The 8,879-nt window shown below is 47.4% G+C and carries 11 protein-coding genes; 5 read left to right on the top strand and 6 right to left on the bottom strand.

Annotated elements, in window-relative coordinates:
- From Q0095_RS09675 to mscL, 5 genes are all read right to left on the bottom strand, one after another.
- Positions 1–405 (bottom strand): prepilin-type N-terminal cleavage/methylation domain-containing protein (locus Q0095_RS09675; protein WP_297883315.1); only part of this gene is annotated, 405 nt, incomplete at its 3' end.
- A gap of 94 nt (positions 406–499) precedes the next feature.
- Entirely contained in the window at positions 500–1,555 is a 1,056-nt protein-coding gene (gene asd, locus Q0095_RS09670) for an archaetidylserine decarboxylase (RefSeq protein ID WP_297883314.1), read from the bottom strand.
- Positions 1,556–2,683, bottom strand: coding sequence for a metallophosphoesterase (locus Q0095_RS09665; protein ID WP_297883313.1), 1,128 nt, complete (start codon positions 2,681–2,683; stop codon positions 1,556–1,558). It lies immediately after the preceding gene.
- A gap of 3 nt (positions 2,684–2,686) precedes the next feature.
- The gene (locus Q0095_RS09660; RefSeq protein WP_297883312.1) at positions 2,687–3,325 is read right to left on the bottom strand and encodes a Crp/Fnr family transcriptional regulator; all 639 of its coding nucleotides are present in this window, start codon (positions 3,323–3,325) and stop codon (positions 2,687–2,689) included.
- A gap of 9 nt (positions 3,326–3,334) precedes the next feature.
- Entirely contained in the window at positions 3,335–3,739 is a 405-nt protein-coding gene (gene mscL / locus Q0095_RS09655) for a large-conductance mechanosensitive channel protein MscL (protein ID WP_297883311.1), read from the bottom strand.
- Positions 3,740–3,853: 114 nt separating this feature from the next.
- Between mscL and gltX the strand changes: the two genes are divergently transcribed.
- The 4 genes from gltX to Q0095_RS09635 all read left to right on the top strand — a co-directional run bounded on the left by gltX (position 3,854) and on the right by Q0095_RS09635 (position 7,526).
- Positions 3,854–5,170: a glutamate--tRNA ligase gene (gene gltX / locus Q0095_RS09650; protein ID WP_297883310.1), complete on the top strand. Its 1,317-nt coding sequence runs from the start codon at positions 3,854–3,856 to the stop codon at positions 5,168–5,170.
- The gene (locus tag Q0095_RS09645) at positions 5,157–5,453 is read left to right on the top strand and encodes a YggT family protein (protein WP_297883309.1); all 297 of its coding nucleotides are present in this window, start codon (positions 5,157–5,159) and stop codon (positions 5,451–5,453) included. The genes gltX and Q0095_RS09645 overlap by 14 nt, the downstream gene beginning before the upstream one ends.
- The gene (locus tag Q0095_RS09640) at positions 5,450–7,114 is read left to right on the top strand and encodes a lytic transglycosylase domain-containing protein (protein WP_297883308.1); all 1,665 of its coding nucleotides are present in this window, start codon (positions 5,450–5,452) and stop codon (positions 7,112–7,114) included. The genes Q0095_RS09645 and Q0095_RS09640 overlap by 4 nt, the downstream gene beginning before the upstream one ends.
- A gap of 184 nt (positions 7,115–7,298) precedes the next feature.
- A complete protein-coding gene (locus Q0095_RS09635) occupies positions 7,299–7,526 on the top strand; it encodes a hypothetical protein (protein ID WP_297883307.1) in 228 nt (75 codons plus the stop codon).
- Positions 7,527–7,941: 415 nt separating this feature from the next.
- Here the strand turns inward: Q0095_RS09635 and Q0095_RS09630 are convergent, their stop codons facing one another.
- Entirely contained in the window at positions 7,942–8,769 is an 828-nt protein-coding gene (locus Q0095_RS09630) for a hypothetical protein (RefSeq protein ID WP_297883306.1), read from the bottom strand.
- A 24-nt stretch (positions 8,770–8,793) separates the two neighbouring features.
- Here Q0095_RS09630 and Q0095_RS10310 point away from each other — a divergent pair.
- The coding region (locus Q0095_RS10310) for a UPF0223 family protein (RefSeq protein ID WP_366806394.1) at positions 8,794–8,879 on the top strand (86 nt) is incomplete at its 3' end.

Genomic DNA, 8,879 nt, shown 5'->3' with positions numbered 1-8,879 from the left:
TGCCGTAGCCAAAGGTGTAGTTGGATAGTAATCAAAAGTAGTACTCTTGCCTGCTACGCTAGCCCTATATGTAGATGTCGCATTGGCATTGCCGTTCGTAACCAAAGTCCAGCCGTTCCTACCGCCGTCTCTCATAGGATAGATAGGTTGCTGCAAAACGCCTTCAAAAAGAGTGGCATTGTCCGAACCCTCCAAAGCAGGCCACGTAGTCACGCCCCTCATCATATTCTCGCTTCTAACTAGCGAAAGTCCGCTTCTAATGGCGGCGATATCCCCACGCATCTTAGCGATCGTGGCATCATCGCGCGTAGCGGCCAATCTAGGCACCGCGATGCCCGCCAAAATACCTAAAACGACGATGACGAAAACAAGCTCGATCATCGTAAAAGCTTTTAAATTTTTCATGTTAAATCCTTTGATTTAAAGTAAGATGATTATAGCCAAATTTAAATAAAATTAATTTTAGTTAAAGAAAAAATCCTGCATTTTAAATGGAATTTTATGAAATTTCATTAAATTCTGCGATTTTTTGCCCGAATTTTACGGACATATTAGCCGGAGTTTCAAATTTTAAAAACTCGCTTTGCGCTACGAGCACGATCGTCGAACCCAGCTCAAAATTTCCCAAATGATCGCCCTTTTTAAAGTTTAAATTTTCATATTCGTAAAGCGCCTCAGCTCTATTTGCGCATGCATTCGTTTGTATTCGCGTATCGAAATCAAATCTCATCTTGCCGACGTTTAAAGCACCCACGAAAACCATCCACAAAATCCCGCCGTTTCGCATTTTGCATTTTAAAATCACGCGCTCGTTTTTAGCGTAGAGGTTTGTAATTTTAAGTAAAAATTTCTTCGCCACGCTGTAGAGATCTGCAGGGATATAAAGCGCCTGCAGCACACTTAGATCACACGGCGCGTGATAATGATGATAATCACGCGGGCTTAGATAGATGTTTGCGTAGCTTAAATTTACGCTGCTTGTATTTTCGCCGCTTTGGGCGTCCTCTGCGCTCGTTTCACGGCTCGCACCGCTTTCATCGCTATAAATTTCAGCCTGCACGCCGCTCGCGGTATAAGTTGCGCCGTTTTCATCGCCTCTGATTTTCGCTTGCGCAGCGCGAAATTTCATCCCTGCGCCGGCATCTTTTGCGCATCCGGTTCCAACCTCGCCGCTCCCGTTCGTAGCAACCGCGGCGTCATCTAAATTTTTAACCGCACCGCTTTCGTTTGCCGTAAACGTGCCCCCCAGCAGTTCGCTAAGGCTGTATTCGCAGCCCTTTACGCTAAAAGCCCGCAGATCGTCGCAGCATCCGCTCTCAAAGACCACACCGTCGCTAGGGCTTATAAAAGCCGCCTCGTCTGCCGCTATCTCGCGCGGGCGCAGCAAGCGGCGGGTAAAAAGCGCGTTTAGGCTCGCGTAGCTTTGCGGCGGATCAAATTCGCTCATATCGATTTTGAAAAATTCCACATATTTGCGGTTGATAAAATTTTGTATAAATTTAGGAAATTTCACCGCGGCGATAACCCCAAAAATCCTCGAAATAAAACTTCTCATCTATGCCTTTCTAAGCTTAAGCAGCGCGATTTCGGCATCCGCAAAGACCCTTATCGGCGGGCCCCAAAACCCTACGCCGCTGCTTACGTAAATTTGCTTCAGCCCGTCGTTATACAGCCCGTAAAGATACTTCTGGCTAAGCAGCACCAAAAGCGTCCACGGGAAAATTTGCCCCGCGTGCGTGTGTCCGCAGATACACAGATCGACCTCGTCGCGCACGAAATCCACGACGTATTTGGGCTGATGCGCGAGTAAAATTTTAGGCTTATCGGGGTCTGCCTGCGCTAGCGCAGCGCCGAGATCGGGCTGCATGTATCCGAAGCGAAAGCCGCTAAGATCGTACACGCCCATTAAATTTAGCCCCTCAAATTCCACGCTTTCGTTTTGCAGCACCCGCACACCCGCTTTTTGCATCGCCGCTATAAGCCCGCTTGCGTCGCCGCGGTAATATTCGTGGTTGCCCGTGACGAAAAAGATAGGCTTTTTGATCGCCTCAAGAGGCTGCAAAATATCCCCGAGCTCATCCGAGCGCAGATCAAACATATCGCCCACGATCAGTAGCGCATCATAATTTAGCGAGTTTATCTGCACTACGATGCCTTGCAAAAATTCCTTTTTCAAAAACTCGCCCAGATGCACGTCCGAAATAACGACGAAGCTTAGCTCGCGAGCTAAGTTTTTGATTTTTATTTCGCGCTCGGTGATTTTTGGAATTTTTAGTGCATTATAAAGCCCCTTAAAAATATAGCTAAACGCCATTATTACAAAGGTTACGTCTATAAAGGTTTTTAAAAATTTTCGCCTGTTTTGGCTAAATTTAACTACATGCGCAGCGGCGCTTAGCACATCGTAAGCAAGGCAGATAAAAAAGAGCGAAAAGGACGCCGCCATGCAAAATACACATAGCTTATAGAGTAGCTCGTTTTTAAAGCTTCCATTAAGCCCAAAACCCACAAAAAATATCGCATCTAAAATCGCCAAAGCTACGCAAAGCAAGCTCAAGGCAGGGCGAAAGATCACGAAATTTTTATATGGCGTAAAGCGCGCGCCGATCGACTTATAAACGTAAAGATTGAAAAACAGAAATAAAACCGTACCGACGATCGGAAAAATATAGGCGCTTTTCAAACTCTAGCCTTGGATATACTCATCCAGCTTATCTTTATCAAAGCCCGTGATTTCTTGCTTATCGTCCAAAATTAGCGCGCCACTCTTTTTAAATTTAGTGATGGTGCGCGAAAATGTTTCGGGGGTAACATTTAGAATTTTGGCTATTCTAGTGTATTTTGTGCTCATAAAAATATCAAAATTTTCGTTGATAAACTTAGCGATTTTGCCGTCGCAGCTAAGCACGACTTGATTATCAAAGACCGCATTTAGCGCGCGGATCTTTTCAGACATCGATTTTAAAAGCTCCAGGCAAATTTTAGGATCGCTCATAAACTCGTTTTTAAATTTTTCATAATCGATCTTTAGCACCTCGCCGTTTGTCGAAAACACGCCACTTGCAGGATAGCTCGTCTCTTCGAAATTTACCATCTCGGCTACGAGCGAGATGGGGCGGATCTCACGCATATGGATCTCACGCCCCTTTGCGGAGGTTTTATAGATTTTTAAAATTCCTTTTAGCAGGATTAATAGATACTGCGAGCGCTCGCCCTCGAAAAATAAAATTTCGCCCTTTTTGTAGCTTTTATGGATGCTAATCTGCTCCAAACGATCAATTTGCGCTGCGCTTAGAGCTTTGAAATAAGGAATTCTCTCAAGCATCGCCGCGACCTATTTTTTAAGCAGGTCTCTTATCTCGGTAAGAAGTTTAATCTCTTCGCTAGGCTCAGCGGGCGCAGCCGGCTCCGGCGCAGGCTCGACGGGCTTTTTAAGCTTATTGATCGCCTTGATCGCGCAAAATATACAAAACGCGATGATGATAAAATCGACCGTTACTTGGATAAACGAGCCGTAGTTTATCGTAACGGCAGGGGTCTGCCCCACCGCTTCTTTTAACACGATCTTAAGATCGGTAAAATTCATGCCTCCCGTAAGAAGTCCTAAAACTGGCATCATGATGTCGCTTACTAGCGAGGTTACGATCTTGCCGAAAGCCACGCCGATAACGACGCCCACCGCCATATCGATGACGTTGCCTTTCATTGCGAATTCTTTGAATTCCTGAATGAAACTCATATTGTCTCCTTAAATAAAATGCGCCGATATTAGCCTATTTTTGCTTTGTTTTTGCTTTTTATTAGGAAGTAAAAAGTATAATCCCAGCTTAAATTTAAACCCAAAGGACCTAAATTGTATCGCTTCGCTCCGTCGCCCACCGGCGATATGCATATCGGAAATTTACGCGCGGCTATTTTTAACTACATCTGCTCGCTGCAAGATAAAAGCGGCTTTATTTTACGCATCGAGGATACCGACACTGCGCGCAATATCGAAGGCAAAGATCAAGAGATAATCGAAATTTTAAAGCGCTTCGGCATCTCATGGCAGAGCCTGTATTATCAAAGCAAAAATTTAAAATTTCATCAGCAGTTCGCTGCTAAGCTACTCTCCGAGAAAAAGGCGTTTTGCTGTTTTTGCAGCGAGGAGGAGCTTGAAGCGAAAAAACAAGCCGCCAAGGACGCGGGCGAGGCTTATCGCTACGACGGGCATTGCGAGCATTTAAGCGATGAAGAGGTGCTTGGCTGCGACAAGCCCTTTACTATCCGCCTTAAAAAGCCCGATCACGCGCTGGAATTTACCGACGCGATCAAGGGCCGTATAGCATTTGAGCCGCAGAATATCGACAGCTTTGTTATCATGCGTGCGGACAAGACGCCGACCTATAACTTCGCCTGCGCCTGCGACGATATGATGCAGGGCGTGAGCTTCGTAATCCGCGGCGAGGATCACGTCTCAAACACCCCGAAGCAAAACTGGATCCGCCAAAGCCTCGGCTACGAGGGCGAGATCAAATACGCGCACTTGCCGATCATATTAAATTCCGAAGGCAAAAAGATGAGCAAGCGCGAGGATAGCTCCTCGGTAAAATGGCTGCTTCAAAGCGGCTATCTGCCCGAAGCGATCGCGAATTATCTAATCCTACTGGGCAACAAAACGCCGCGCGAGGTCTTTAGCATGGATGAGGCGGTGGAGTTTTTCGACATCGCTAAAATTTCAAAAAGCCCGGCGAAATTTGACGAGGACAAACTCGCCTTTATAAACCGCGAGCATATCAAAAGAGCGAGCGAGCAGCGCCTGGCTGAGCTTTTTGAGCTTGAGTCCAGATTTGCACCTTTGATAAAATTTTACACTCAAGAAGCAAGCCTTATTCCGCAGATTAAAGAAAAGATCGCAGCGATCTACAGCGCGAAAGATATCCCGCAGGAGTGGGCGGCGCAGGCGCAGGCGCTGCGAGAGGCGATCTTAAATTTATTAAGCTCAAACGGCGCTCCAATGGAATTTAATGATTTCAAAGCGGCGCTCTCGCAGGCTACAAGCTTAAAGGGCAAGAGCCTGTTTATGCCGCTTAGATTTTTACTAACCGGCGCACCTCACGGACCGGAGCTTAGCGAGCTGTATCCGCTGATCCGCGCCGATTTGAAGGAGATACTCGATGCTACTAAATAGCGTATTTTACGGCATTTTAGTGAGTATTCACTACGTGATTCAAGCTTATATGATGCTAATTTTCGTCGCCTGCGTTTTGAGTTTCATCCGTCCAAATCCGTTCGGTAAATTTTATAAAATCGTCCGCGCTATCTCTGCGCTTACCGAGCCTGCGTTTGCGCTGGTGCGTCGCTATCTGCCTACGACTTTCGGCGGATTTGATCTTTCGCCGCTTCTTATCCTACTCGTGCTTAATTTCTTTGACAGCGCGATAATCTATATCATCAATAGGACGGTCATTTGAAAATATTTCTGAAATTTAGCCTTGTTTTAGGACTGCTGTGCGCCGCAAGTAGTGGTAAAATTTTAAGCTACGAACAGATCAAAGACGAGCCAAAATCCCTAGCCAAGGACTATTACATCTACCGCCTGATCGACGAGACGAAATTTAATAAAGCCGAGATCAAGGCATTGAAGCAGAGCATCTTTCGCTACAAGGGCAAGCTAAAAGAGAAGCTAGATAGAATTTTCGGCGCCGTTCGCCCGCCTAAGCGTCCGGATCACTGCGCAGGCGTTACCTCCGCCAATATTTTAGATGCAAATTTAACCTGCAAAAAGGCGCGCTCCTATCCAAATTTTATCGCCAAGCTAAGCCCATCGGTGCGCGAGACGCTCGCTTCGCAGCTTGAAAAGCACCAAGACGCGGCAAGTAGAAACGCCGTAAATTTACTGCGCGGATTTAACGACGAAAATCCGAGCGAATATTTTATGCAGAGCCGCAACGCGCAAAACTACTTTTTATATTACGACTACTTAAAAGGCGCGGGCAAAGACGCTCTGATCGACATCGACGCTGATGCGACCTTCGTTACCGGCCTAAGCGCCCAGCCAAGCTTTAAGGCGGTTCTTAACGACGCGCTAATCAACCGCAAATACCCACGCTTGCGCCGCTCGCTCACGGGCGTCGATCCGCTGGCCGTGGATAAGGACGTAGCGTTTATGCTCGGCGTAAATGCCGTCATGCAGGACGACGAAGGGGCTGCGCTTGCGTTTTTTAACCGCGCGGCGGCGAGCTTTGAGAAACCTCACGACGTGCACAATGCGAAATTTTGGATCTACCTGCTAAACGGAGACCAAAATGTCTTGCGCCAGCTTGCTAGCAGCGATTATTACAGCCTCTACGCGCTTTATGCCAAGGAGGTCTTAGGAGATAAGAATTTAAACATCATCATCCCAAATCCCGCTAAAAATTCCATCGAGGGCTACGATATCACCGATCCTTTCGCTTGGGTTCGCACGAAAAATAGCGCCGATAGGATGTCTCGCGAGCAGCTTTTGGAATTTGCCAAAAAATTCGACACCAAGCAAAGTATCGGCGAGTACTCATACATCATGAATAAAGCAAGCGGCGGCAAAGACAACTTCTATCCGACGCCGTTTATGGAATACATCGGCGACGGCGATAACCGCCGCAAGGCGCTAATTTTGGCGCTCGCCCGCCAAGAAAGCCGCTTCGTGCCCGCATCGGTATCTACGTCGTATGCGCTTGGGATGATGCAATTTATGCCGTTTTTGGCTAACGACATCGGCAAAAAGCAGCTTGCGATCGCGGGCTTCGATCAAGACGATATGTTCCGCCCGGAAGTCGCTTACCGCTTCGCCAACATTCATATCGACTGGTTGGAGCGTAAAATTTACAGCCCGGTTTTCATCGCATACGCTTACAACGGCGGGCTCGGGCTCGTCAAAAAGATGCTTCAGCGCGGCGATATGTTTAATAAAGGCAAATTTGAGCCGTGGCTTAGCATGGAGCTCGTGCCGTATGCCGAGAGCAGGGACTACGGCAAAAAGGTGCTTGCAAATTTTATCATCTACTCGCAGATCCTCGATCCGCGCGCGAAAGTCTCGGTGCAGCAGGAGCTGCAAGACCTGCTGATACCTAGCAGAAGCGACAGCTTCCGCTAAGCCGGCGGCGGGCTTGAAGGATGATTTTAAGAGGCGGCGAGCGAGAAATTTTAAAAGCCGTCGCTTCAACAAAAGCGCAAAATTTGCTCGCCAAGAGCCTAGACGGGCAGATCAAAACTGCGAAATTCTATCACTTAATGCCCAATAACGACTCTTTCCCGCTCTGCACGAAAGGCGGTGCGCCATGCAAATTATCGCGACCGTAGTTCTTATGCTAGCCGCCGTTTTGTGCATATCGTCATTGAAAGACGAAAAGAAACGCTCCGCAAATTTAGCGGCTTGCCTGTTTTTTATGGCGTTTGCCTATTGCGTGCAATTCGGCGTGCGGGACGATAGCTACGTCCGCGCGGGCGGCGCGGCGCTGATATTGTTTTTTATCTTTGCGCTTGCTTTTTTCGAGCTTTATTTCTGAGGTGACGAGCTTTAAAATTCAAAATTCATTGAAATTTTATCGCGGCGTTTTGTGAGCGATCAAATTAGCGCCCGAACGTATAATTTTAAGTGACATGAAATCAAAATCGGGCGCTTTTGGTTATGGAATTTAAACATATAACCTATCCGCAGCTTATCCGCCGCAAAGGCTGTGGCAGGTTTAAATTTAGCCGCTTTGCAGCTTGTTTGCTTGTTTGCGACGCTTTAAAATTTCGTAACTTCGGATATGCAAGCCGCCGTTTTAAAATTTCGGCAAGTTTTAAATTTTAAATCTACGCCTTTTTGCCGCGCCGTTTTAGCTAAATTTAACCGCGCAGGGTCTGCGGACGTGAGATGATTTAATTTTACGACCTTAACTCCGCGCGAGCTTCGGCGGAATAAAGCGATCAAATTTGCTATTTAAAAAGCCCTTTGATCTTGCCAAAAAGCGACTTTTCGCCGCCTGCGGAGGTTGCGTCTTTATGATCTTCTGCGGTGGAATTCTCGCTGTCGCCCTCCATTGTATCGCCACTGCAAGGGACGGAATTCTCGCTGCTTACCTTCATTGCGCCGCCATCCGCTTCCGTCGCACTGCCGCCGCCCTTCACATTGGCGCTGCGCGAGACGGAGCTTTTTTCGTCGCGTTTCTCGCCACGCGAGGTAAAATTCTCTCCGTCCGTGGTACCTCCTCCGACTGCCTTGATGCACCCTATCGCTTCGCCGATCTGCTGCGCTGCGATTTCCGCGTAGATCAGCGCGCCCTGCGGATCGCAATTAAAAAGATTTGAAAACGACTCGGACCTATTCAGATCGATCGGATTGGGCTCAACCACTTCGGTAGCCTCAAGTAGTCCCACTTCAAGCTCGCGCGCCAAATTTAGCGCCTTTAAAAACACGGGCAAATTTTGCGCATAAAACTCATCTACGGCAGATTTGATTTCGCCGTCCGCTTCATAATCGCGCAGCAGCTTCTGCACGCTAGCAGCGCTAAGATACGCGCCGCAGCAGTAATTCTCGACGATCTCGTTGTGAATTTCGCCGCTAAATTCCGCTAGAAATTCCGCCGGCAAAACCTCGCGCCAATCGCTTATGTAGGATTTAAATTTAGAGCTTTGCTCAGCCAAAAAGCTAAACGCCGTGCCGCGCGTGTAAAAATACTCTCTAAAATAGCCCTGCGCCACGGCAAGATGAAATCCGTGCGTTTTTGCCTCGCGGATATCGAAAACAGGAATTGCGCGATGCAACTTTAAGAGCTGAGATTGAATAATATGAATAAAAACTATCGTTACCCACTAGACATATCGTGGAGCACTGAAGAGCTTGCTTCAGTGCTTTCTTTTTTGAATGATGTTGA

Source organism: uncultured Campylobacter sp. (assembly GCF_938045535.1).
Classification (GTDB): domain Bacteria; phylum Campylobacterota; class Campylobacteria; order Campylobacterales; family Campylobacteraceae; genus Campylobacter_B.
Note: the sequence above shows the minus strand (reverse complement) of the source record. Positions and strands in the feature narration are given on the sequence as shown.

Coding starts and splice junctions, on each gene's coding strand:
- asd (WP_297883314.1), bottom strand. CDS start 1,555: ATGAGAAGTTTTATTTCGAGGATTTTTGGGGTTATCGCCGCGGTGAAA.
- Q0095_RS09660 (WP_297883312.1), bottom strand. CDS start 3,325: ATGCTTGAGAGAATTCCTTATTTCAAAGCTCTAAGCGCAGCGCAAATT.
- mscL (WP_297883311.1), bottom strand. CDS start 3,739: ATGAGTTTCATTCAGGAATTCAAAGAATTCGCAATGAAAGGCAACGTC.
- Q0095_RS09645 (WP_297883309.1), top strand. CDS start 5,157: ATGCTACTAAATAGCGTATTTTACGGCATTTTAGTGAGTATTCACTAC.
- Q0095_RS09635 (WP_297883307.1), top strand. CDS start 7,299: ATGCAAATTATCGCGACCGTAGTTCTTATGCTAGCCGCCGTTTTGTGC.